A 21,850-nucleotide genomic window follows, 5' to 3' on the forward strand; every position below is an offset into this window, starting at 1 on the left:
ATACTGCCTGCTGGCATTGTGGAACCAATATGGTAGCCTGCCAGCGCCTGCGGGCAGTCTCTCACTGCCACGCGCAAACTTCCGGTGAATTTGTCACGTCCTGACAAAATATAACCTTACTTATCAAATCGTTATTTGGATATTATCCCAATGCGTATCATGCCGTTGCTTCAGGCGGCCTGTCTGAGCCTGATGTTGTCCGCCTGCGTTGCCCCATTGCTGATGATGAGCCCCACCAGCCAGCTGATGTGGGCCCTGCTCAAGCCGCTGGTCGGCTTTGACCCGAACGAGGTCAATCTGTTCGAACAACCCCTGATCAAGGATCGGATGACCGCCATCCTTGGCCCCAACTACGACAGCACCATGCAGTTGCTCAAGACTGCCGACAAGTTACAGCAGGAGGGGCCGCTTTTCTATGTGGTCTCCGAGTATGCGCCGGTGCCGGATATCGCCAAGCAGGCGGGGATGGTGTGGAACTCGCAAACCAACCAGATGTCTGTATTGCTGCAAAAAGGGGATGGCTCCACCCTGACCTTCGGCGAAAATCTGGCGGGCACGGCACCGACATGGCCAACCGCCATGCAGGGCTGGCAGACCCCCACCAGCCAGCTCACCCCGGCGGCCAATGCCCTGACTGGGGCGGCGACCAGTCAGAGTGGCGCCTCCCCCTTCTCCCTTGGCAGCGCTCTGGGCACAGTGACCAGCGGCGTCACCGGCTCGCTGACCAACAGCGCCAGCCAGGCCATCAGCGGTGCAGCCGCCAACGTCACAGGACAGGCAACTCAAGCGGTGAGCCAAAGCACGACCGCACTTACCCGCACTGCAACCACCGCAGTCACTGCCCCCGCCAAACAGGCGGTGAGCAGCACCACCGCCACCGCGGCGCAAGAAGCTACCAAGGCCGTTGCTGCTCCTGCCAAGCAAGCCGTCAGCAGCGCCGCTGCAACCGCGACGCAAGAAGCGGCCAAAGCCGTTGCCATTCCTGCCAAGGAAGCAGTCAATAGTGCCGCTGCGGCCGCGACCCAAGAAGCCACCAAAGCCGTTGCCGCTCCTGCCAAACAGGCCGTCAGCAACGCCGCTGCGACCATGACCCAAGAAGCCACCAAGGCTATTGCCGCTCCTGCCAAGCAAGCCGTCAACAGCGCCGCTGCAACCGCGACGCAAGAGGCCACCAAGGCTGTTACAGCTCCTGCCAAACAGGCAGTCAGCAGTGCCGCAGCAACCGCGACGCAAGAGGCAACCAAGGCCGTTGCAGAACCAGCCCGGCAGGCCGTCAGTGCCGCATCCCATACGGCCGGAGAGAGCGTCGCCGATGCCGCCAGAGCGGCGGAGGCCAAGGCTCGCGCCAAGGCAGAGGCGGAGATGGAAGCCCTGCTCAAATAAACCGACAGGCCACCGCAAGGTGGCCTGTTTTTTATCCCGCTACCGGATCATGACGTTATGGAAAAGGCCACATAGACTGTTAGGTAACTACCCGCACAAGGAGTACATCATGCGTCGTCTGCTCCCTGCTCTCGCTTCTCTCGCCCTGTTTATCGCGCTCCCTGCTCCGGCACTTATCTACTATTCGGAGCAGAACATGCCACTCAATGGCCAGGATAAAAATGGTCAGCCTGTGGGGTTAGCGGTCGAGTTGCTGCGCCTGATGTGGCGCGAAATGGGGGAGCCGGAGCAACCCATCCACTTTCTGCCCTGGGCCCGCGGCTGGTATCTGCTGACCCAGCAGCAAGAGGCAGTGCTCTTTACCACAGCGCATACCAAGGAGCGGGATCCCCACTTCCTCTGGGTCTGCCCCATCAGCCACTCCAGGGTCGCGCTGGTCGGCCGCAAGCAGGATGCCCCCAAAGTGGCCAGCAAAGCGGATCTCGCCAAGCTGCAGATTGGTGTGATGCAGGCGGATGTCGGGGAGCAGTTGCTGCTCAACCGCGGGATCAGCCCGGGCAATATGATGTCGGTAGAGCGCATGGATCAGGTGGTGCGCCAGCTCATCATGGCACGCACCGATCTGGTGGCGGGCAACGAGGTGATGCTGCGCCATCAGGCCAAGGAGCTGGGTTTCCCCAGCGAGGATTTTGTCACCGTCGCGATTATTGAAGAGCAGGATAACTGCTTCGCCTTCAACCTGAGGGCAAACAAGCAACAGGTTGCCCGCCTGCAACAGGCGCTGGACAAGGTCAGACAGGGGGATGAATACAAGCAGCTGATGAAGCGCTACCAGTTGCTCAGTATCCTGCCCGAAACCACTCCCACCCTCCCGCGTCTCGAGTAACCCCGGCCCGCCCTATGGCGGGCCCTCTCTATCTCCCGCCGATGATGCCTGTGATGCCTCCACCGGAGCCGTAATGAGGTGGTTCAGAAAGAGATTGAACAGCTCGGCCCGCGAGCCGAGCCGCAACTTGCCGTAGAGGTGCTTGCGGTGATTCTTCACCGTACCGCTGCCAATCCCGAGCTCCGCGGCAATCGCCTCGGTATCCAGCCCCTGCAGCAGCAACTCCGCCACCTGCCGCTCGCGCCGGGTAAGCCGATCCCCCCGACACTCGACATAGCCTGCTCCACCGCACTCCGGAGGCTGGCGCTGTCTGGCTGCGCAGTGCTCTGGGCCAGAAGTGGCTGACTCTGCCGCCACTGCTGACGACAGAGCGAATGCACCAGCGGGAACAGCTGCTCCAGCCTTGCCTGCTCGTCACGGCTGAGGGTACTGCGCTTGTCGAGTCGCCCCAGAAACAGCATCAGCGTCAGCCCGTCCCGCACCGGCAGGATCAGCCCCACCTCCTCCTGCCAGCCGGTGGCCTGATAGAAGTGGTGGCGATATTCGGGATCGAGCCGCCCTTGGGAGACCTGCGCCAGCGTCCAGACGCCGGCAGGCAAGCCCTGCTCCAGCGCCTGCATAAAGGGATCCTGACTGAAGTGGCTGGTGAGGTAGCGGTCAAACAACAGAGCACGCTGATGGTTGAGGTTGTCGTAGAGGTAGACGGGGCGCAGCCCCACCCCGAGCAGCAGGGCGCAATCAAACACCACCTGTTGCTGGATCAGCCGCACCAGCGCCGCCGGAAAGGCGCTGCTGTGCAGGGCATCGACCACCTCGGTCATGCGGCGGGTCAAGGCATCTGTGGTGAATGGCTGGGTCATGGTGGCTCGTTTCCGGTGACGGGGAGCGATTCCCCGCTATGGCTGCATGCTAGCACGAGAGTGGCAAAACTGTCCCTCAGGGGACATATCTGCCACCAGCCAGAACGGCGAGGATGACGGCTTTTCCCCCTGTTGTTGGAGCACCCATGATCAACCCCCACCTGCTCGATGAGCTGACTGAGCGCGGCCTTGTGGCCCAGAATTCCGACCCCGCGGCCCTGGCCGATCATCTTGCCACCCCGCGCACCGTCTATTGCGGGTTCGATCCCACTGCCGGCAGCCTGCATATCGGTCATCTGGTGCCGCTCTTGATGCTGCGCCGCTTCCAACTGGCGGGCCACACCCCGGTGGCTCTGGTGGGCGGGGCGACCGGCCTTATCGGCGATCCCAGCTTCAAGGCGACCGAGCGCAGCCTCAACAGTGCCGATACCGTGCAGGGTTGGGTCGCCAGCCTGTCTGCCCAAATAAGGGCGCTGCTGCCCGCCGATGAGGGCCTGTCGGCCCCGCAACTGGTCAACAATGGCGACTGGATGGGGCAGATGTCCGCCCTCGATTTTCTGCGGGATATCGGCAAGCACTTCTCGGTCAATGCCATGCTGGCGCGGGAATCGGTGCGCCAGCGGCTGGCCCGTCCGGATCAGGGCATCTCGTTCACCGAGTTCTCCTACGCTCTGCTGCAATCCTACGATTTTGCAGTGCTGCACCAGCGGCTCGGCTGCACCCTGCAGATTGGCGGCAATGACCAGTGGGGCAATATCACCAGCGGCATGGATCTGACCCGTCGCCTCCATCAGGCGCAGGTACACGGCATGACCCTGCCCCTTATCACCAAGGCAGACGGCACCAAGTTCGGCAAGACCGAAGGGGGCGCGGTCTGGCTCGATCCGGCGCTCACCTCCCCTTACGCCTTCTACCAGTTCTGGCTCGGCACCGCGGATGAGGATGTCTACCGCTTCCTGCGCTACTACAGCTTTATGTCGCTGAGCGAGATTGATGCACTGGAGGCGGAAGACGCCAAGCGGCAGGGGCGCAAGCAGGCCCAGCAGGTGTTGGCGAACGAGCTGACCGAGCTGGTGCACGGCAAGGCGGCGCTGGCGGCGGTGCAGCGCATCAGCGAGCTGCTGTTTAGCGGCAATGTGGCTCGCCTCGGCGAGAGCGATCTGGCCCAGCTGGCGCAGGATGGTATGCCGAGCAGCACCGTCAACGGCGAGACGGATCTGGTCAGCCTGCTGATCAGCTGCGGTCTGGCTAACTCCAAACGCATCGCCCGCGAGCTGCTGGCGGCGGGCGCCATCAGTCTCAATGGTGTGCTCAAGCAAGATGATCAGCTGAGCGCCACTGATCGGCTGTTTGGTCGCTACCTGCTGCTGCGCCGGGGCAAGAAGCAGTATCACCTGGTGGAGTGGCAATAAGCCACAGGGCGGGGAGCACAGCCTCCCTGCCCGCCCCTTGAATCCCTTTTGACTCCCGAGTTGCGATCCCCCTCACAGCCTCTCCCGTCAGCAGCCACCATACTGGCACCGGCGAACATGGAGTACGCCACACAATCTGTTCCTCACGAATCAACAAGGATGCTGATGATGAAGAGATGGCTTCTGGTGCTGCTCTGCACCCTGCCCATGCTGGCACACGCCAGCGGATACACCCAGACCCGCTACCCCATAGTGCTGGTGCACGGCCTGTTCGGTTTCGACAAGCTGCTCGGGGTCGATTACTTCTACGGCATTCCCCAGGCCCTGAGCCGGGATGGTGCCAAAGTCTACGTGGCTCAGGTATCGGCCACCGCCAGTTCGGAACAACGGGGGGAGCAGCTACTCGCCCAGGTTGAGCTGCTGCTGGCTGCCACCGGCGCCGAGAAGGTCAACCTGATCGGCCACTCCCACGGCGGCCCTACCATCCGCTATGTCGCCTCGGTCGCCCCCGAGCTGGTCGCCTCCGCCACCAGCGTCGGCGGCGTCAACTACGGTTCTGAGATTGCCGATCTGGTGCGGGCCAATGCCGCCCCCGGCAGCGCCGCCGAGAAGCTGGCTGCCGCCGCGGCCCACGCCCTCTCCGGCATGATTTCACTGCTCTCGGGGGGAAGCCAGCTGCCGCAAGATCCGGTCGCCGCCCTCGATGCCCTCACCAGCAAGGGGGCCAGCCAGTTCAACCAGCGCTACCCGGAGGGGCTGCCCAGCCGCTATTGCGGCGAGGGGCCGATGCAGGCCAGCAACGGCGTCTACTACTTCTCCTGGAGCGGGCGCGGCAACCTGACCAATCTGCTGGATCCGGTGGATCCGGCGCTGGCGCTGACCGGCGCCTTCTTCAAGGAGCCCAATGACGGACTGGTCGGGGTCTGCAGCAGCCACCTCGGCAAGGTGATCGGCACCGACTACCGGATGAACCATCTGGACGAAGTGAACCAGTCCTTCGGCATCCACCATCTGTTCGAGACCGATCCGGTCACCCTCTATCGCCAGCATGCCAACCGTCTCAAGGAGCTGGGACTATGAAGATAGCCACCCTGCTCGTCGTGCCCTGCGCCATCACCCTGCTGCTTGGCGGGGGGTTGCTCTGGCCCACGGCACCGACGGCAGACTCATCCCCCGCTCAAGCCAGCCAGCATGCACAGAGCCACCCGCACGATCCCGAGCAGGAGACCGCCGATGCCCTGCAGGCGCGCTATCGCACCTTTGTCTCCGCCCAGAGCAGCCTGACGGTGCCCACCGAGATCTCCCTCGCCAGCCTGCAGATCCTGTTTGACGAGCGGGAGCAGCTGCGCCAGCAGAGCTTTACCCCGGCGGAGCAGGCCCAGCTGTTTGCCGAGGATCGACTGATGGAGCAGCTGACCCTGCGCCGCAGGGCGCTGGCGGAGGCAAGAGACAGCGACAAGTCGCAGCTGGCCAGCGAGTTGGATCTCTGGCTGGCGGAGCAACCGGGCTGGTTTCGCGAGGCGGAGGCCAACAGCCGCCTGCTTGAGGAGTTGCAAGAGCTGGCGCAGATGGAGCCAGCCAAACGGGAGGCTCTGCTGCTGGAGACGGGGGGGCCGGAAGCGGTGGATCGGATGCGCCAGCTGGAGCAGAACCGGCAAGGGTTCGAGGAGCAGCTCAGCGGCTTTCTGGCCGAGCTCAGACAACTGCCGAACGAGGCCCGGGCCGAACAGCAGCAGGAACTGCTGGCACGCTGGTTCGAGCCAGGACAGTGGCGCCGGGTCGAGGCACTCACCCGGCTCAAGCTGGGGGAGCCACACACCGAATGAGAAGGGGGCCCGTGATGGGCCCCCTTGCTATTGCGCTTATTGCGGCTTGTTGGCCCCCGGCAGCGGCTGCCAGGTGAGGCGGGTCACCTGAGTGCCCTGCACCTCGCACTTGAGGCTCAGCTCCTGCCACCCCTTCTCCTGACGCAGAGAGACCTCCCCTTCGATCCCCTGCTCGCCAATCTTCAGCTTATCCTGCTCGAAGATCACCTTGTCGCCGTGGGCGAGATCCATCAGTTTGCCGTTGCAGAGCCAGTGAGCGAGATCCGCCCCCTTCAGCTTGACGCCCCCCTTGGCCGCCTTCTGTTCGGTCGCGCTCACCACAAACAGCTTGCTCAACTCGGCGGCTCGCTTGGTGAGCCACTCCTGACGCTGCTGCATGCTCATCTTGCTGACGAACTCGGCGGGCTGCCCCTTCTCGTCCAGCCATTGGGTCAGCTTGCCGCTGTCGTCAAAGGCGAACTGGGCGGCGGGCTCTTTGACCCCGAACAGCTTGCCGCCCTTGAAGTAGTAGCGGCTCTCCCCTTCCAGCTTGCCCAGCTCGTTCATGATGGGCACGGCGATGATAACGGGGGCGCCATCGATCCAGGCCTTGATATCGACGCCGTCATGGCTGAATTGACGGGTATCGAGGGCGCTCTCGGCCCCCTTCTCCATCAGGGTAAACTGCTCGGCGAGAGAAGCGGCCAGAGAAGGGAGGGAGCAGAATCCCAGGGTCAGCGCGATCGCTGTGTTGCGCATTGAGTTGTACATAACACTCCTGTGATGGGCCATCCGGCCCGTGGTTAACTCTCTGTCAGCCAGGCCCGCAGTCCTTCCCGGTGAGCATCGCTCAGGGGCAGGGATTGGCGGGCCCGGTAGTCAAAATGGATCAGGGTAGTTTCGGCGGTGACAGTTCGCCGCCCTGCCAGGCCTCCTGCCAGACCGTAAATGAGCTGGTGCCGATGCGGCGTACGCCGGTCTTGATGGTGACCGGCTGGCCGTAGAACAGCTCCCGTTTGAACTGCACTGTGTAGCCCGCGATGATCAGATGCCAGTTATGCACATCCAGATCGGGGGAGAAGATCCGGAACAGGGGATCCCGCGCCGATTCGAACCAGACCGCCGGCACCGTATTGTTGATATGGCCGAGGGCATCCGTCTCCTGAAAGCGGGGTTGGATCTGCATTTCCAGCATGGGTTGACTCCTTGTCTCTTTGTTTCTGTCCTTGTCCGTTCATGGGACATCAGTGGCCAATGGGTGGCCGCCGGGCATCACCAGCGGATCAGCATGTTACATGATACTGCTGGCCCAAGCACAGGGATGCCCACGGCCCTGCGCGACCGGCCAGCGGGTGTCGCAGCGCGGCGGATTGTAGGGCTGCACAGAAAAGCGGGCAGTAAAAAGCCCCGCACATCTTGGCTGTGTGGGGCTGGTGCAGATAACCAAACGGCTTGGGGACTAGCCGAGCAGATCGAAGCGATCCGCATTCATCACCTTGTTCCAGGCGGTGATGAAGTCACAGACAAACTTCTCCTTGTTGTCATCCTGGGCATAGACCTCGGCATAGGCGCGCAACACCGAGTTAGAGCCGAACACCAGATCCACCCGGGTGGCCGTCCATTTCAGGGCGCCGCTGCGGCGATCGCGGATCTCGTAGAGATTGCTCGCTTTCGGCAGCCACTGGTAGCCCATGTCGGTCAGGTTAACGAAGAAGTCGTTGCTGAGTACCCCGACCCGATCGGTAAAGACTCCGTGCCCGGTAGCGCCGTGGTTGGTGCCGAGCACCCGCATCCCGCCGACCAGCGCCGTCATCTCGCAGGCGGTGAGCCCCATCAGCTGGGCGCGATCCAGCAGCAGCTCCTCCGCCGTTACCACATAGTCCTGCTTGAGCCAGTTGCGGAAGCCATCGGCCAGCGGCTCCAACACCTCGAACGAGGCCACATCGGTCTGGGCCTGAGTGGCGTCTCCCCGGCCCGGCGCAAACGGCACGCTCACCGTCACTCCGGCGGCCTGGGCAGCCTGCTCGATGGCGAGGTTGCCCCCCAGCACGATGAGATCCGCGACGCTGACGCCACACTCGGCCGCCAGCTTGTCATAGACCGCCAGCACCTTCGCCAGCCTCGCCGGTTCGTTGCCCGGCCAATCCTTCTGCGGTGCCAGCCGGATGCGGGCGCCGTTGGCACCGCCCCGCTTATCAGAGCCACGGAAGGTACGGGCGCTATCCCAGGCGGTACTCACCCGCTCGCTGATGGAGAGGCTGCTGGCGGCGATCCTGGCCTTCACCGTCGCCACGTCATAATCGGCACGTCCGGCAGGCACCGGATCCTGCCAGATCAGATCTTCTGTCGGCACATAGGGGCCGACATAGCGGCTCTTCGGCCCCATATCCCTGTGGGTCAGCTTGAACCAGGCGCGGGCAAAGGCGTCGGAGAAGGCCGCCGGGTCATCGCGGAAGCGCTCGGCAATCTTGCGATACTCGGGATCGAATTTGAGCGCCATATCGGCATCCGTCATCATGGGTTTGCAGCGGATCGACGGATCCTCCACATCCACCGGCATATCCTCTTCGGCGATATTGATCGGTTCCCACTGATGGGCCCCCGCCGGTGATTTTTGCAACCACCAGTCGTACTTGAACAGCAGCTCGAAGTAGCCGTTGTCCCATTGGGTCGGGTGGGTGGTCCAGGCCCCTTCGATGCCGCTGGTCACAGTGTTGCGGCCGATGCCGCGGTTGTGGTGGTTAATCCAGCCGAGCCCCTGCTCCTCGAGGCTGGCCCCTTCCGGCTCGGGCCCAAGCTGTTTGGCATCGCCGTTGCCGTGAGCCTTGCCGACGGTGTGGCCACCGGCGGTCAGCGCTACCGTCTCTTCATCATCCATCGCCATGCGGGCGAAGGTGACTCGCATATCTTGCGCGGTTTTCAGCGGATCGGGCTGGCCATCCACCCCTTCCGGGTTGACGTAGATAAGCCCCATCATCACCGCCGCCAGCGGGTTTTCCAGATCCCGCTCGCCGGAGTAACGACCGCCCGGCTTGCCGCTGGGCGCCAGCCACTCTTTCTCCGATCCCCAGTAGATATCCTTCTCCGGATGCCAGATATCCTCGCGGCCAAAGGCGAAGCCGAAGGTCTTGAGCCCCATGGACTCATAAGCCACGGTGCCCGCCAGAATGATCAAATCGGCCCAGCTGATCTTGTTGCCGTACTTCTTCTTGATGGGCCACAGCAGGCGACGGGCCTTGTCGAGGTTAGCGTTATCCGGCCAGGAGTTGAGAGGGGCAAAGCGCTGGTTGCCGCTGCCACCGCCGCCGCGGCCATCGGCGATGCGGTAAGTCCCGGCCGAGTGCCAGGCCATGCGGATCATCAGGCCGCCGTAGTGGCCCCAGTCGGCGGGCCACCACTCCTGACTGTCGGTCATCAGGGCGGTCACATCCTGCTTGAGGGCCGCCATATCGAGCCCCTTCAAGGCTTCCCGATAGTTGAAACCGGCCCCCAGCGGATTGGTCTTGGTATCGTGTTGGTGAAGAATGTCGAGGTTGAGGCTCTTCGGCCACCACTCCATTCTGGACGTCTCGACGGAGGTGGTTCCCCCGTGCATGACCGGGCATTTTCCTGCGGAACTGTCTGAATTGTTGCTCATCGTTTTCCTCATTTGCTCTGCTGTCCATAACCTGAAACAGCATGGCACAGAGGCGTGACACAAACTGTGCAGCAGCGGCCGATTTACGGATCTTTCACGCAAGCGGCCACGGAGCACTCGTCGGCCGCGACAGAAATTGGACGAACTATGGCGCCTCTGCGGGCTGATGGGGCGGCTCGGGCCGCAGCCAGGCGCTGCGAAAATCGAACCAGCCGAGCGCTGTCATCCGCACCCCGTGCACGCCGATCCGGCTCTCCAGCTCCAGCCAGTGGTGAAACAGCGGCACAAACCAGCTCTGCTGCTGCACCGTTGCCAGCAGGGCGCGGGGGCCAGGCTCCTCACCGCTGGCGCGCCACTGCATCAACCCTTGCCACAACTCATGCTGACTGCTCCACACCTTGCGCAGCAACGGGGTGCCCTGCAACCAGACGTAGGGGGCAAAGGGGCCGGCATGTTCGAGGTTGAGGGTGCCGAGCCAGAGATCCACGTCTTCATCCTCGCCACTCACCCAGCGACCGTAATCGAGGGTGCGCACCTCGAGCCTGATCCCCTGTTCGGCCAGCAGGCTGCTCATGGCGTTGGCGCACTCGTTGAACTCCAGATGCTGGTTGAAGCAGGCGAGCACCAGTCTCCCCGGCAACTGCGCAGGTGTGGGCAAGGGCGCGGGCAACGCTTCGCGCCAGTGAGGAAGCAGGCCGAGGGCGCTGGTCCAGCCCCGTTGCAACTCGGGGGCGACCCGCCCCATCAGGGCCACCGGATTGAGCAGCTGGCCGAGCCACTGGCGCAGGGCGGGATCCCGCAAGGATCCGGAACGATCGTCCTGCAGCAGGAAGTAGCAGCCCGACTCCAGCTCCGACTCGCCGCGCATAGTACCGAGCTCAGGGCTGTCGCGCCCCAGCTGCAGGTGGGTCTCCAGTCGCTCCGCCAGCTCCGGCAGCATCCAGATATCGATCTCGTCGAGCAGGGCGCGCAGGCCGAAGTAGTCGTCAAACGCCGCAAGGCAAAGATGCAGGGGATCGTTGGCGGCCACCCGGTAAGGGCCGGTGCCCACAGGTTGCAGGGCAAAGCCCGTCTCCCCCTTGAGCTCCCGTGGCAAAATGGTCGCAACCGGTTCGGCCAGCAGGTGGGGCAGCCAGGGATCCGGACTGTCGAGATAGAGATCCAGCGTGCGCGGCCAGGGGCTCTCCAGCCGATCCAGATGGGCGAACAGCGGGCGATCCCGCAGGGCCAACAGACTCTCCATCACATCCTCCACCACCAGCTCGCGACCGTGGTGAAAACGCACCGCCGGGCGCAGGTAGAAACGCCAGTGACAGGGGCCCAGACACTCCCAGTGGTGAGCCAGATCCCCTTCGATTTCCCCATTTTCCTCATTTCGCCGGGTGAGGCCGTTGAAGATCTGGCGGCTCAGGTGAATTTCGGAGCGGCGCATCGGGCCGGTGGGCAGCAACTGCGGCAACGGCCGGTAGTAGGGCACCCGCAGGATCTGGCGCCCCTCGCGGGTGGCCTGACCGAGCTGTTCGATCAGCAACGGAGTGAGCAGATCGAGGCGATCCTCGGCCAACCGCACCGCCTGCGCCAGCTGGCCCTGACTGAGCAGATCCCGCAAGCGGCGCCGGGTCAGGCTCTCCTGACTATCGAGCAGGGTGAGCCGGGAGCGCCGCCCCCGACCCGCTTCCGCCGACCAGCTGAGCCAGCCCTGATCCTGCATCCGCCGCAGCAGCAGGCGGGCGTTGCGCGGGGTGCAGCAGAGCAGATCCGCCACCTCGGCGAGGCTGATCTCCCGCTCATCGCAGCCAAGCAGCTGGGCGAGTCGTTGAAATTGCTGATAGAGGCGACCGGTCGGCATAAAAGAGGAAATCCTGTTGCTATAAGTCATCAGTTTTTACTTCCGCATTTTAGCTCAATACTGCTGATGAACGTGAGAACCACTGCACAGGAGCACCATCATGAGCCACGCCAACCCCATCAAACCGAACCGGATCCAGCAGACCTTGCGCCGTTACTTCAAGCGGATCCTGCCACGCCCCTTGCCGCTCATCGAGGATCCCATGCAGCAGCTCAACCGCCTGATGCAGTGGGATATGAACCAGATCGATGACAAGGAGTATCGCCGTCGCCTCTGAATGAGGGCCATGCCAACCACTCGGGACACGCATCCCCTGCGGGAGACACTGCTTTGCCGGATCTTGCTGTTTACATCGGCCACGAGCCTGATAGATTGGACGTCTATCCATCTATAACTGCGACAAGCAACATCCAACAAGGAGTGTGTGATGAAAGATGCGACCCTGGCCTTGCACCACGGCTTTTCCAGCGACCCCACCACCAAGGCGGTCGCCGTGCCCATCTACCAGACGGTGGCCTACGAGTTCGAGAGCGCCCAGCACGGGGCGGATCTGTTCAATCTGGCGGTGCCGGGCAACATCTACACCCGCATCATGAACCCCACCAATGATGTGCTGGAGCAGCGGATGGCCGCGCTGGAAGGGGGGATCGCCGCGCTGGTGGTCTCGGCAGGTTCCGCCGCCATCACCTACGCCATTCAGGCGCTGACCGCCGCCGGTGACAACATTGTCTCCACACCCCAGCTCTATGGTGGCACCTACACCTTGTTCGCCCACATGCTGCCGAATTTCGGGGTCGAGGTGCGCTTTGCCAAGGATGACAGTGCCGAAGCCATCGCCGCCCTGATCGACGACAAGACCAAGGCGGTCTACTGCGAGAGCATCGGCAACCCGGCGGGCAACATCGTCGATCTGGCCGCACTGGCCAAGGCAGCCCATGCCCGCGGCGTGCCGCTCATCGTCGACAACACGGTCGCCACGCCGGTCTTGTGCAAGCCCATCGAACACGGTGCCGACATCGTGGTCCACAGCCTGACCAAATATGTCGGCGGCCACGGCAACTCGCTGGGCGGCGTGGTGGTCGACTCGGGCAAGTTCCCCTGGGCGGATCACGCCGAGCGCTTCCCCCAGCTGACCAAACCCGAACCCTCCTACCACGGGGTGGTCTATACCGAGGCCTTTGGCCCGGCCGCCTTTATCGGGCGGGTACGCACAGTGCCGCTGCGCAATACCGGCGCAGCACTGGCGCCGATGAACGCCTTCCTGTTGCTGCAGGGGTTGGAGACCCTCAGCCTGCGCATGGAGCGCCACGTCGACAACGCCCTGCGGGTCGCCAACCACCTCAAGCATCACCCCAAGGTGGCATGGGTCAGCTATGCCGGTCTGCCGGGTCACCCCCACTATCTGCTGGCGGAGAAGTACATGGCAGGTCGCCCCTCGGCGATTCTCTCGTTCGGCCTGAAGGATGGTTATGAAGCCGGCGTACGTTTCTACGATGCGTTGAAGATCTTCAAGCGGCTGGTCAACATCGGCGATGCCAAGTCGCTGGCCTGCCACCCCGCCTCCACCACTCATCGCCAGTTGAGCGAAGAAGAGCAGGCCAAGGCCGGGGTGAAACCGGAGATGATCCGGCTGTCGGTGGGGATCGAGGCGATCGAGGACATACTGGCGGATCTGGATCAGGCGCTGGAGGCCTGAGTCAGTCAACGAGGGAGCGGGCATCAGCCCGCTCTTTTTTTACTACCGGTGAACCGCCCCCTCGTCCGCTCGTATACCCCATCCTGCCACCGAATCGAGGTCGTTATGATAGTCCTGCACCACCTGAACAAATCCCGCTCCCAACGCATCATCTGGCTGCTCGAAGAGCTGGGCCAGCCCTATGAGATCAAGGCGTATCAGCGCGATGCCACCACCTTTCTGGCACCGCCCGAACTAAAAGCCATCCACCCCCTCGGCAAATCGCCGGTCATCGAGTTCGACGGCCGGGTGCTGGCGGAATCGGGCGCCATCACCGAGTACCTGATTGTCCGCTATGCCGCTGATCGGCTGGCACCGGCACCAGATAGCCCGGAGTATCCCGAATACCTGCAGTGGCTTCACTTTGCCGAGAGCTCCGGCATTCTGCCGCTGCTGCTAGACATGTTCGTGCGCAAGGATGGCAGCCCGATGCGCTTCCTGCCGGACTACGCCAAGGCGGAGTGTGCCAAGGTGCTGGGCTACCTCAATGAGGTACTGGCGAATCGCCACTATCTGGTGGGGGATCGCCTCTCCGGCGCCGACATCATGAACTCCTTCCTGGTGGATCTGCTGGCGCAAAGCGGTCAGCTGGCCCACTTCCCGCACCTGCAAGCCTACTGGGAACGCCTCAACACCCATCCGGCCCGTCAGAAGGCCATGGAGCTGGAGCGCGAGCTGGATCAGCGCCCCTGATCCGAATCGCCATCATGCAAAACGCCCCGACTGTCGGGGCGTTTTTGTTATGCAGCGGGCTGCGGTTTACTTGGTCGCAGGCAACTTGTCGCGGCGCGACTTCCACCACCAGCGCAGCCTGATCTGGGAGATAAGCATTCCCGCCAACATCAGGGCGCAACCGGCGATGGCGCGCTCGTCCAGCGTTTCATCCAGCAACAATACGCCACCCACGGCGGCAAAGACGGTCTCCAGACTGAGGATGATGGCGGCGTGGGCCGGATGAGCACCCCGCTGCCCTACCACCTGCAGGGTATAACCCACCCCGACCGACACCAGCCCGGCATAGAGCAGCGCCTGCCAACCTGCCACGGCGCCGCTAACAGTCGGGGTTTCGATAACAAAAGCAGTGGCGAGGCTGAGCAGGCCGCAGACTACGAACTGCACTCCAGCCAGCTTGATGGGGGCAACCCGGTTGGAGTAGTGATCCACCAGCAGCAGATGCACAGCCCAGAACAGGGCACCAACTACCTGCAACAGATCGCCAAAGCCGATGGTGAACTCGTCGGTGACGCTCAACACATAGAGTCCCGTCAGAGCAATCAGGGCACCAATCCAGGTATTGAGGCCGCTCTTGTGGCGCAGCAGCAGCCCCAGTACCGGCACCAGAATGATGTAGAGCCCGGTGATAAAACCGGCCTTGGCGGCAGTGGTATAGAGCAGCCCCACCTGCTGCAGGGAGGCGGCACAGAACAGCACCAGCCCGGCCAGCACACCACCGATCAGCAGCTGGCGATGGTCACCCGCGACGGCAACAGGTTGTCGGGATTTGAGCCACCAGAGCAGCGGCAGCAGGGAGAGGGCGCCGAGCAGAAAGCGCAGGCCATTGAAGGTATAGGGCCCCATGTGCTCCATCCCGAGGCGCTGGGCGACAAAGCCCATACCCCAGATGGTGGCAGCCATCAGCAACATCAGATTGGAGCGCATGGCGATTCTTCCTTAAATCGGCGCGTGACGGGTTATCTGATCCAAGATACCCGCCTCCCTATCCTCTTGTCTCCACTCTTTGTCTTCGCTCTCGCTCTCAACGCTCTGCCTTGCACTGCTTTTGAGCACCGCGAGTGTTACAGCAGCGAGGACTTGGTGAACACGGCCAACAGGGCAATCAGTAGCAGATTGCCCCGCAGGATCCACACCACCCGGAAGTGCTGCTGGATGGAGATCATCGGCGCCTTGCCCAGACGCAGGGCGCGACGCCAGCGATAGAAGAGGCGGCTGGGATAAACGAGGGAGCCGACAATCAGCAGAAACAGCCCCATCTTGAGGCCGTGGGAAGGATGGGCAAAGATCTCTGCCACCGAGCTGGCATGCTCGAGGGCCAGCAGACACCCGGTCGCAAAGATGGAGAAGAGCGCCAGCGCCGCCACCCCATCTGCCAGCAGCAGGCGGCGCACTCGCAGCATGTTCAGGCCGCGCCGAAAGATCAGATACTCGACACAGAGGGCAAGGATCAGCACCGCTATGCTGCCATAATGAATCATTGAGAGCAGAGTGTGGTTCAGCATCGGAAACATCTCATTTTCTGCCTTTAGACGAGCCGCACAGCATCATATATGCTGGTGTCACCCGAGACGAAAAGGATCTGTTCATGTCCCCCGCCAAGCCCAAGAACACTTGGTCTTTGATCACCCGCATGCGGCTGGGCTTCCTCTTGCTCTTTATCCCTGTGTTGCTGCTCGGCAGCATCTACTACCTGCATATGGAGCGCACCCTGCGCCACGAGCAGCAACAATATCTGATTGCTCGCAACACCCAGTATTTCCATACCCTGATAGAACCCTATCTGGCGACCCTCAAACGCCAGTTTACGCTCATTTATCAGCAGGTAAATTATCGGGATTTCAGCGGTCCGGAGATCCGCAACGGCGAGCGCTACCTGCAACAGTGGCAGGCCTATCACAAGGTGATGGAGCTCGATTACGTCTACGTGGGCACCGAGCATCGCAAGATGCTGATCCACCCATCCTGGCAGGCCGACGAGAAGTTCGATCCCAGAACCCGCCCCTGGTATCTGCTGGCCGCCAGCCATCCCGGACAGATTGTCTGGACTGATCCTTATTACGACTACACCTTGGGCACTCTCACCATGGCGCTGGCTCGGGTAATTAAAGATCCTGACGGCAAGCGGGTTGGCGTACTCTCGCTGGATACCCAGCTCACCCCCCTCGCCAGCTGGCTAAACAGTCGGCATGCTCAGAGTCACCATCTGGGTAATGGCTATCAGCTCCTGCTCAACCATGACGGGCTGGTGCTGGCCCATCCGGATCGCGAACGGGTATTCAAACCCCTCGCCCACCCCGACTGGCTGGCCCGGATGCAACAGCCGCAGGGCTTTTTCCTCGATGATGCCAGCGGCCTGATGGTCTCCTACTACCGCATCCCCGAGCAGCGCTGGATCCTGCTCAGCGTCGAGCCGACTGCCAGCATGCAACAGGTGATCGACAGCGTCTCCATCAACGTGCAGCTGATGATTGCCGTCGCCTGCATTCTCTATCTGCTGCTGGCCCTGCTCTGGTCCCGTTACTTCCGCCGCATGCTGGGGGAGATCACCCTGCTGATCCGCGCCAGCCGCTCCGGCGGTATCGCCTACAACGGCCGCCGCATGCTGGAGCTGGCCAAGGTCTATGAAGAGATGGATGCCGCCAGCCAGGACTTTGCCCAGATCCGGCTGCAAGCCAATCAGGACAAGCTCACCGGGCTCTACAATCGTCGCTTCTTCGACGAGTGCCTGCAGAAGCAGCTCAACAGTGGCGCTCCCTTCGGGGTGGTGATGTTCGATCTGGATGATTTCAAGCGAGTCAACGATACCCACGGCCATCAGGCGGGGGATGTGGTGCTCAAGCGGGTGAGCAAGCTGGGCATGAATCTGTTCCACGAGTGGGGCTGGTTCTGCCGCTATGGCGGCGAGGAGCTGGTGCTGATCTTCCGTTACGGCGAAGAGCAGCCGATGCTCCCCTCCCTGCTGGAAGCGTTCCGGCTCGGGGTGGAGCAGCTGGAGTGGCGCGAACCCGATCTCACTATCACTATCAGCGGCGGGGTGGCCTTCAGCCGCTCCGGGCTCTCGGCCAAAGAGCTGGTGGAGCTGGCCGACAAGGGGGTCTATCAGGCCAAGCGGGAGGGGAAAAACCGTATCTGCTTCCCGCTGCGCCACACCCCTCACCAGAGTGCCGAGGAGGACATTCCCGCCTTTGGCGAGCCCCGGCAACAAACCAACGAGGGGTAGCCACCACCGCCAACATCAACCACAACGCTGTCAGCAAAAACAAAGAGAGAGGCTCCTGCCTCTCTCTTTGTTTATCGTGCTCCTTGCCGCACGTTAAGCCTGTGTGGCGCACGACTCAGCGCTGCCACTCCCACACCGGCCAGCCCAGCTCCGAGGCGCACTGACGGAGCGCGGGGGCCGGATTGACCGCATGAGGATGGCTCACTGCCCGCAGCATGGGCAGATCGTTGTGGGAATCGCTGTAGCCAAAGCTCCCCTGCCAGAGATGGTCCCTGCCTGCAAAGAGCTGGTTGATGCGGGCCACCTTGCCTTCGCGAAAGCTGAGGGTGCCGCGGGTCTGGCCGGTCAGCATCCCCTCCTCCTCATCGAGCAGGATGGCGACGCAGTGATCCATCCCCAGCATCTTCGCCATGGGGGCCACCAGATGCTCGCCGGAGGCGGAGATCAGTACCAGCTCGTCACCACGCTGGCGGTGCCACTCGATGCGCGCCAACCCCTCCGGGTAGAGGCGCTCGCGCAGCACCTGCTCGGCGAAGTGGTGGCACTGCTGCTCCAGCCACTGGCGCGACTTGCCCGCCAGCGGCTGCAGGGTGAAGGCCATGTACTGATGCATGTCCATCTTGCCCTGATGGTAGAGGGACATCATCCCCTGCTCCTCGGCCACCATGCCCGCCGGGGCCAGCTCCCCGGCCACCATGTACTCCAGCCAGAGGCTGGCGCAATCCCCGGCAATCAGGGTCTCGTCCAGATCAAACAGTGCCAGTGCCATGAGGGCTCCTTGCGATAACAACGAAAATGAAACGAGGCGTCATGCTACCTCACAGAGTTGATCCCGGGCCACCACCAGGGTCACGGCGCTGCCGACCGACAGCAGATCGCCGGCACAGCGGTTGAGGCAATCCACCGTCAACAGCCCCGCCTCGCACTCCACCTGATAGCGGATCACGTTGCCGAGCAACTGCTGCTGACGAATGATGCCGGGCAGGCTGGGTTCGCTGCTGGTCGCCCCGGCGGGCAGCAGGGTGATGGACTCCGGCCGCAGCGCCAGCTTGCCCTGAAAACGGGGGCCGAACAGGGACTTGCCCTGCTCTGCGTTCAGCAGGTTGTAGTTGCCGATAAAGCTCGCCACAAACTCGCTGGCGGGACGGGTGTAGATCTGCTCCGGCGTGCCGCTCTGGACGATGGATCCCTTGTTCATCAGGAAGATCCGATCCGACAGGGTGAGCGCCTCCTCCTGATCGTGGGTCACGAAGATGGTGGTGAGCTCGAGGCGCTGCTGGATCTCGCGGATCTGCTGGCGCAGGCTGCGGCGGATGCGGGCATCCAGCGCCGAGAGCGGCTCGTCCAGCAGCAGGATACGTGGCCGCACCACCAGGGCGCGCGCCAGTGCCACCCGCTGGCGCTGACCGCCGGAGAGCTCGGCCGGATAGCGGCGCTCGAAGCCGGTCAGCTCCACCAGCGCCAGTGCCTCTTTCACGCTGGTCGATAGCTCGCGCCCCGGCTGGGGCTTCATCTTGAGGCCGAAGGCGACGTTGTCCCACACCGTCATATTGGGGAACAGCGCATAGCTCTGGAACACCATGCCGATGCCCCGCTTCTGGGGCGCCTGCCAGGTGATGTCCTCACCGGCCACCCGCACCTGACCGCCATCCACCGGAGTGAGCCCGGCCAGCGCCCGCAGCAGGGTCGACTTGCCGCAGCCGGAGGGGCCGAGCAGGGTCACCAGCTCCCCCTTGCGGATGCCGAATTCGATCCCCTCGAACACCGGGGTCTCGCCGTAGGATTTATGCAACTGATTGACTTCTAAATGAAACATCTTGGATCACCGATGAAATCTGTTGGCCGCCCAAGTGAGCAGCAGGGTCAGCAGGAAGTAGCTCATCACCAGCGCACTGGTGAAGTGGCCAGAAGTGGCGCGCATGTTGTAGAGGTAAACCTGCAGGGTCTCGTAGCGGGTGCCCACCAGCATGTTGGCAAACACGAACTCGCCGAGCAGGAAGGAGAGAGAGAGAAACAGCGCCGCCAGCAATCCCTTGCGCAGGCAGGGGATCACCACCAACAGAAAGGCGCGCCGACTACTTGCCCCCAGCAGATGGGCGGCATCCATCAAATCCCTGAGCGGTACCCCTTGCAGGCTGTTGGCCAGCGCCCGATACATAAAGGGGAGCACCACTGTGAACCAGGTACCGATCAGGATCCACGGCGTGCCGATGATGGGCAGAATGCCATCGGCGTAGATCTGCAGCAGCCCCACTGACGAGACCACAGGTGGCACCGCGAAGGGGAGCAGGATCAACAGGTTCATCCAGGGATCCAGCTTTGGGAAGTAGTAGGCCACCACCAGCACGGTCGGTACCAGCACCACGGTCCCCAGCAGCAGGGTGGCGAAGCAGACCAGGAGGCTGCGGCCAAATGCAGCCAGAAAACGCGGGTCGCCCCACAGCTTGAGATACCAGTCGAGGGTGAAGCCGTCCGGCAGCAGGGTCGCCCCCCAGCGGGTGGAGATGGAGTAGAGAAAGGTAGCCAGCAGCGGTAGCAGCAGGGTGGCGACCAGCCCACCCAGCACCCACTTGGGCCAGCGCGGCGTCAAATCATGCATGGGATTGCCCCTTGTTCACATAGCTCTTTTTCAGCAGCCACTGGTTGGCGGCCGTCACCACCCCCAGCAGCACCATCAGGATCACCGCCAGCGCCGCCGCCATATTGGGCTCGAGGAAGATATCGCCGGAGACCAGACTGGCCACCCGGATGGTCACCAGATTGAAGTTGCCGGTGGTGAGGGCGTAGGCGGAGGCATAAGCCCCCACCGCGTTGGCAAACAGGATGATCAGGGTGCCGAGCAGCGCAGGCGTCAGCACCGGCAGCGCTACATGCCACACATACTGCCCCTTGCTCGCCCCCAGCAACGCGGCCGCTTGCGGCCACTCATCCTGCAGCGCATCGAACGCCGGGTAGAGCAGCAGCAGGGCGAGCGGGATCTGGAAGTAGGTGTAGATGAGGATAAGGCCGCTACCCGAGTAGAGGTTGAAGCCGTCGATCAATCCCCATGATTTCAGCAGCAGGGTCACAGCACCATTGATGCCGAGAATGATGATAAAGGCGAATGCCAGCGGCACTCCGCTGAAGTTGCCGGTCATGGTGACGAAAGCCAGCAGCAGCTGCTTGACCCGCTCGCCACTGTGGCGCAGCGCCGCCGCCCCGAGGGTGCCGATGACAAGCCCCGCCAGACTGGCGATACCGGCAATGCGCAACGAGTTGCCGAACGATTGCAGGTAGAAGGGGGAGCTCAAAATCTCCCGGTAGTAGTCGAGGCCCCAGCCATCGGGGGTCTGAAAGCTGCCCACCAGCACCCACACCATGGGGGCGAGCTGGAATAGGATCATCAAGAGGATAAACGGCAGCAATACCAATGCGGGCAGCCAGTGGCGGCGCACCTTCTGCTTGGTTGCCACGGGTCGATCCGCGAGGATCTCGGTGGTGGCAGGCATCATCAGTGCACCTCGCGCATAAAGGCCGCCTTGAGCAGCGGTGGCGCAGCCGGCTTGTCGTGGGGGATGCCCAGCAGATCGGCCATCAGGGCGCAGAGCTGGGTCTGGGCGATCACTACCCCATCCGGCCAGCGCTCGATAAAGGCATCGCCAAACAGCCAGAGTGGCACGGTGCGCTCTTCCGGCAGGGTGCCGCCGTGGCTCAGATCGTTGTTCATGCCGTGATCCGAGGTGATCACCACCTGATATCCCTCCACCAGCCACTGGGGCAGCAGATCGGCCAGCAGGCTGTCCATGCGGCGCGCCTGATTGCGGTACTGGCGGGAATCGAGGCCAAACTTGTGGCCCACATCGTCCACCCCCATCGGGTGGATCAGCAGAAAATCGGGATCGTACTGGCTGCGCAGCCACTCGCCATCCATCAGCAGATGGCTGTCGGGATAGTTGTCATCCCAGTAGAAGCAGCCGTGCTGGATCGGCAGCAGCTCGTCGTGAGTAAAGCGATCACGGGCAGCCAGCCATGGGCTGCGGTTGTAGAGTTCGCTCACCCAATGGTAGGCCGCCGCTGCGGTGCGTTTACCCGCGGCGCGGGCCAGATGGAAGATGGAGTCATGCAGACTGAGGCGACTCACCCCGTTGTGGGTGATGCCGCTCACCACCGGCGGCACGCCGGTCAGGATGCACTCGTAGAGGGGTCGGGAGAGAGACGGCAGGGCAGCATTCAGGGTCGTATGCAGGCCCCGCCCCGCCTCCACCATGCCACCGAGGTAGCCCATGGTGTGGGCTACCTCGGCTGCCAGACCATCCACAAGTACCACTATCACCTTGTGTTGCACTGGA

At 62.8% G+C, this 21,850-nt stretch carries 19 protein-coding genes and 2 pseudogenes; 9 read left to right on the top strand and 12 right to left on the bottom strand.

Going from position 1 to position 21,850, the window contains the following annotated elements; all coding sequences use genetic code 11:
- Nucleotides 1-150 precede the first annotated feature (150 nt).
- Nucleotides 151-1,383, top strand: coding sequence for a hypothetical protein (locus tag ACTG2J_RS19900; RefSeq protein WP_164535862.1), 1,233 nt, complete (start codon nucleotides 151-153; stop codon nucleotides 1,381-1,383).
- Between the two features lie 109 nt (nucleotides 1,384-1,492).
- On the top strand, nucleotides 1,493-2,269 hold the full coding sequence (locus tag ACTG2J_RS19905) for a substrate-binding periplasmic protein (RefSeq protein ID WP_257686502.1): 777 nt from the start codon (nucleotides 1,493-1,495) through the stop codon (nucleotides 2,267-2,269).
- 12 nt (nucleotides 2,270-2,281) lie between these two features.
- Here the strand turns inward: ACTG2J_RS19905 and ACTG2J_RS19910 are convergent.
- Nucleotides 2,282-3,129, bottom strand: a pseudogene (locus tag ACTG2J_RS19910) (helix-turn-helix transcriptional regulator).
- 146 nt (nucleotides 3,130-3,275) lie between these two features.
- Here ACTG2J_RS19910 and tyrS point away from each other — a divergent pair.
- The 3 genes from tyrS (at nucleotide 3,276) to ACTG2J_RS19925 (ending at nucleotide 6,367) form a co-directional block, all read left to right on the top strand.
- Nucleotides 3,276-4,541, top strand: a complete 1,266-nt coding sequence (tyrS, locus tag ACTG2J_RS19915) for a tyrosine--tRNA ligase (RefSeq protein WP_113740229.1) — start codon at nucleotides 3,276-3,278, stop codon at nucleotides 4,539-4,541.
- Nucleotides 4,542-4,709: 168 nt separating this feature from the next.
- Nucleotides 4,710-5,621 (top strand): lipase family alpha/beta hydrolase, encoded by a 912-nt coding sequence (locus tag ACTG2J_RS19920; RefSeq protein WP_031227935.1) that lies wholly within the window; start codon nucleotides 4,710-4,712, stop codon nucleotides 5,619-5,621.
- Nucleotides 5,618-6,367, top strand: coding sequence for a lipase secretion chaperone (locus ACTG2J_RS19925; protein WP_439997836.1), 750 nt, complete (start codon nucleotides 5,618-5,620; stop codon nucleotides 6,365-6,367). The genes ACTG2J_RS19920 and ACTG2J_RS19925 overlap by 4 nt, the downstream gene beginning before the upstream one ends.
- A 36-nt stretch (nucleotides 6,368-6,403) precedes the next feature.
- On the opposite strand, the gene ACTG2J_RS19930 is transcribed toward ACTG2J_RS19925, so the two are convergent.
- From ACTG2J_RS19930 to sgrR, 4 genes and pseudogenes are all read right to left on the bottom strand, one after another.
- Complete coding sequence (locus tag ACTG2J_RS19930) at nucleotides 6,404-7,105, bottom strand: hypothetical protein (RefSeq protein WP_113740287.1); 702 nt, start codon at nucleotides 7,103-7,105, stop codon at nucleotides 6,404-6,406.
- 44 nt (nucleotides 7,106-7,149) lie between these two features.
- A pseudogene (locus ACTG2J_RS19935) lies at nucleotides 7,150-7,541 on the bottom strand (acyl-CoA thioesterase).
- A 264-nt stretch (nucleotides 7,542-7,805) separates the two neighbouring features.
- Complete coding sequence (katG, locus tag ACTG2J_RS19940; protein WP_113740227.1) at nucleotides 7,806-9,983, bottom strand: catalase/peroxidase HPI; 2,178 nt, start codon at nucleotides 9,981-9,983, stop codon at nucleotides 7,806-7,808.
- Between the two features lie 145 nt (nucleotides 9,984-10,128).
- Nucleotides 10,129-11,832: an HTH-type transcriptional regulator SgrR gene (gene sgrR / locus ACTG2J_RS19945; protein WP_162628444.1), complete on the bottom strand. Its 1,704-nt coding sequence runs from the start codon at nucleotides 11,830-11,832 to the stop codon at nucleotides 10,129-10,131.
- A gap of 100 nt (nucleotides 11,833-11,932) precedes the next feature.
- Between sgrR and ACTG2J_RS19950 the strand changes: the two genes are divergently transcribed.
- The 3 genes from ACTG2J_RS19950 to ACTG2J_RS19960 all read left to right on the top strand — a co-directional run bounded on the left by ACTG2J_RS19950 (nucleotide 11,933) and on the right by ACTG2J_RS19960 (nucleotide 14,260).
- Nucleotides 11,933-12,109, top strand: a complete 177-nt coding sequence (locus ACTG2J_RS19950) for a hypothetical protein (RefSeq protein ID WP_005355239.1) — start codon at nucleotides 11,933-11,935, stop codon at nucleotides 12,107-12,109.
- A 150-nt stretch (nucleotides 12,110-12,259) separates the two neighbouring features.
- Complete coding sequence (locus ACTG2J_RS19955) at nucleotides 12,260-13,528, top strand: O-acetylhomoserine aminocarboxypropyltransferase/cysteine synthase family protein (protein ID WP_113740225.1); 1,269 nt, start codon at nucleotides 12,260-12,262, stop codon at nucleotides 13,526-13,528.
- A 105-nt stretch (nucleotides 13,529-13,633) separates the two neighbouring features.
- On the top strand, nucleotides 13,634-14,260 hold the full coding sequence (locus ACTG2J_RS19960; RefSeq protein WP_162628443.1) for a glutathione S-transferase family protein: 627 nt from the start codon (nucleotides 13,634-13,636) through the stop codon (nucleotides 14,258-14,260).
- A gap of 66 nt (nucleotides 14,261-14,326) precedes the next feature.
- Here the strand turns inward: ACTG2J_RS19960 and ACTG2J_RS19965 are convergent, their stop codons facing one another.
- Entirely contained in the window at nucleotides 14,327-15,226 is a 900-nt protein-coding gene (locus tag ACTG2J_RS19965; RefSeq protein ID WP_439989193.1) for a DMT family transporter, read from the bottom strand.
- A gap of 137 nt (nucleotides 15,227-15,363) precedes the next feature.
- The gene (locus ACTG2J_RS19970) at nucleotides 15,364-15,804 is read right to left on the bottom strand and encodes a DUF2214 family protein (RefSeq protein WP_047438803.1); all 441 of its coding nucleotides are present in this window, start codon (nucleotides 15,802-15,804) and stop codon (nucleotides 15,364-15,366) included.
- Nucleotides 15,805-15,887: 83 nt separating this feature from the next.
- Between ACTG2J_RS19970 and ACTG2J_RS19975 the strand changes: the two genes are divergently transcribed.
- Nucleotides 15,888-17,522 carry a sensor domain-containing diguanylate cyclase gene (locus ACTG2J_RS19975; protein ID WP_139442752.1) on the top strand — a complete coding sequence of 545 codons (1,635 nt, stop codon included), beginning with the start codon at nucleotides 15,888-15,890 and terminating at the stop codon, nucleotides 17,520-17,522.
- Nucleotides 17,523-17,637: 115 nt separating this feature from the next.
- Here ACTG2J_RS19975 and ACTG2J_RS19980 read toward each other — a convergent pair whose 3' ends face one another.
- Genes ACTG2J_RS19980 through ACTG2J_RS20000 form a run of 5 tightly spaced genes read right to left on the bottom strand, consistent with a single transcriptional unit; the run spans nucleotide 17,638 to nucleotide 21,846 of the window.
- A complete protein-coding gene (locus ACTG2J_RS19980; RefSeq protein ID WP_252656328.1) occupies nucleotides 17,638-18,291 on the bottom strand; it encodes an HAD family hydrolase in 654 nt (217 codons plus the stop codon).
- Between the two features lie 39 nt (nucleotides 18,292-18,330).
- Nucleotides 18,331-19,338, bottom strand: coding sequence for an ABC transporter ATP-binding protein (locus tag ACTG2J_RS19985; RefSeq protein ID WP_439974655.1), 1,008 nt, complete (start codon nucleotides 19,336-19,338; stop codon nucleotides 18,331-18,333).
- A gap of 6 nt (nucleotides 19,339-19,344) precedes the next feature.
- Nucleotides 19,345-20,121 (bottom strand): ABC transporter permease, encoded by a 777-nt coding sequence (locus ACTG2J_RS19990; RefSeq protein ID WP_421300734.1) that lies wholly within the window; start codon nucleotides 20,119-20,121, stop codon nucleotides 19,345-19,347.
- Nucleotides 20,114-21,013 (bottom strand): ABC transporter permease, encoded by a 900-nt coding sequence (locus tag ACTG2J_RS19995; RefSeq protein WP_439989192.1) that lies wholly within the window; start codon nucleotides 21,011-21,013, stop codon nucleotides 20,114-20,116. Before ACTG2J_RS19995 ends, ACTG2J_RS19990 begins: the two co-directional genes overlap by 8 nt.
- Nucleotides 21,013-21,846, bottom strand: coding sequence for an alkaline phosphatase family protein (locus ACTG2J_RS20000; RefSeq protein WP_069528476.1), 834 nt, complete (start codon nucleotides 21,844-21,846; stop codon nucleotides 21,013-21,015). Before ACTG2J_RS20000 ends, ACTG2J_RS19995 begins: the two co-directional genes overlap by 1 nt.
- Nucleotides 21,847-21,850: the final 4 nt, after the last annotated feature.

The organism is Aeromonas sp. 6P, from assembly GCF_051919525.1.
GTDB classification, from domain to species: Bacteria; Pseudomonadota; Gammaproteobacteria; order Enterobacterales; family Aeromonadaceae; genus Aeromonas; species Aeromonas veronii.

Excerpts from the sequence above, each read along its gene's own strand:
- ACTG2J_RS19975 (WP_139442752.1), top strand. The coding sequence starts at position 15,888 with ATGTCCCCCGCCAAGCCCAAGAACACTTGGTCTTTGATCACCCGCATG.
- ACTG2J_RS19990 (WP_421300734.1), bottom strand. The coding sequence starts at position 20,121 with ATGCATGATTTGACGCCGCGCTGGCCCAAGTGGGTGCTGGGTGGGCTG.
- tyrS (WP_113740229.1), top strand. The coding sequence starts at position 3,276 with ATGATCAACCCCCACCTGCTCGATGAGCTGACTGAGCGCGGCCTTGTG.
- ACTG2J_RS19925 (WP_439997836.1), top strand. The coding sequence starts at position 5,618 with ATGAAGATAGCCACCCTGCTCGTCGTGCCCTGCGCCATCACCCTGCTG.
- ACTG2J_RS19950 (WP_005355239.1), top strand. The coding sequence starts at position 11,933 with ATGAGCCACGCCAACCCCATCAAACCGAACCGGATCCAGCAGACCTTG.
- ACTG2J_RS19970 (WP_047438803.1), bottom strand. The coding sequence starts at position 15,804 with ATGCTGAACCACACTCTGCTCTCAATGATTCATTATGGCAGCATAGCG.
- ACTG2J_RS19965 (WP_439989193.1), bottom strand. The coding sequence starts at position 15,226 with ATGCGCTCCAATCTGATGTTGCTGATGGCTGCCACCATCTGGGGTATG.
- ACTG2J_RS19920 (WP_031227935.1), top strand. The coding sequence starts at position 4,710 with ATGAAGAGATGGCTTCTGGTGCTGCTCTGCACCCTGCCCATGCTGGCA.
- ACTG2J_RS19955 (WP_113740225.1), top strand. The coding sequence starts at position 12,260 with ATGAAAGATGCGACCCTGGCCTTGCACCACGGCTTTTCCAGCGACCCC.
- sgrR (WP_162628444.1), bottom strand. The coding sequence starts at position 11,832 with ATGCCGACCGGTCGCCTCTATCAGCAATTTCAACGACTCGCCCAGCTG.
- ACTG2J_RS19960 (WP_162628443.1), top strand. The coding sequence starts at position 13,634 with ATGATAGTCCTGCACCACCTGAACAAATCCCGCTCCCAACGCATCATC.
- ACTG2J_RS19995 (WP_439989192.1), bottom strand. The coding sequence starts at position 21,013 with ATGATGCCTGCCACCACCGAGATCCTCGCGGATCGACCCGTGGCAACC.
- ACTG2J_RS19900 (WP_164535862.1), top strand. The coding sequence starts at position 151 with ATGCGTATCATGCCGTTGCTTCAGGCGGCCTGTCTGAGCCTGATGTTG.
- ACTG2J_RS19985 (WP_439974655.1), bottom strand. The coding sequence starts at position 19,338 with ATGTTTCATTTAGAAGTCAATCAGTTGCATAAATCCTACGGCGAGACC.
- ACTG2J_RS19980 (WP_252656328.1), bottom strand. The coding sequence starts at position 18,291 with ATGGCACTGGCACTGTTTGATCTGGACGAGACCCTGATTGCCGGGGAT.
- katG (WP_113740227.1), bottom strand. The coding sequence starts at position 9,983 with ATGAGCAACAATTCAGACAGTTCCGCAGGAAAATGCCCGGTCATGCAC.
- ACTG2J_RS19905 (WP_257686502.1), top strand. The coding sequence starts at position 1,493 with ATGCGTCGTCTGCTCCCTGCTCTCGCTTCTCTCGCCCTGTTTATCGCG.
- ACTG2J_RS19930 (WP_113740287.1), bottom strand. The coding sequence starts at position 7,105 with ATGCGCAACACAGCGATCGCGCTGACCCTGGGATTCTGCTCCCTCCCT.